The organism is Psychrobacter sp. 1Y4 (assembly GCF_051847555.1).
The window spans coordinates 1-508 of the sequence record NZ_JBPYDE010001203.1 but is presented as its reverse complement, the minus strand read 5'-3'; the positions used below and the strand labels follow the sequence as shown (position 1 = coordinate 508).

1 protein-coding gene is annotated in these 508 nt (G+C 46.7%); it reads right to left on the bottom strand.

From position 1 onward, the window contains the following. Positions 1–3 precede the first annotated feature (3 nt). Positions 4–508: ABC transporter permease subunit (locus ACS8FC_RS21150; RefSeq protein ID WP_439298223.1), on the bottom strand; the 505-nt coding region annotated here is incomplete at its 5' end.

The following is a 508-nucleotide window of genomic DNA, read 5'->3' as shown; positions in this document are numbered from 1 at the left end:
CTCCTAGCGGTCTTTAGGGTCAAACGCATCGCGTAGACCGTCGCCAATAAAGTTAAAGCAAAATAGCGTAATGACCAGAAAAGCCGACGGAATCAAAATCTGCCAAGGCGCGACTTGCATGGTGCGAGAGCCTTCTTGCAGTAGTGCGCCCCAACTGGTCATCGGTTCTTGCACACCCAGTCCCAAAAAACTCAAAAATGATTCAAATAAAATCATCGTCGGCACCAGTAGTGAGGCATAGATCACGACCACACCAAGCACGTTAGGCACGATATGACGCAGGATAATATTAAATCCTGACACACCGCCAACATGCGCCGCTTCAATGAACTCTTTACTCTTGAGGCTGAGCGTCTGCCCACGAACAATCCGAGCCACATCCAACCAAGACACCAGTCCAATAGCGACAAAGATTAAGATTAGGTTACGGCCAAATATCGTGACCAATAAAATCACAAAAAACATAAACGGAAAGGCGCTTAGAATCTCTAAGAACCGCATCATAATC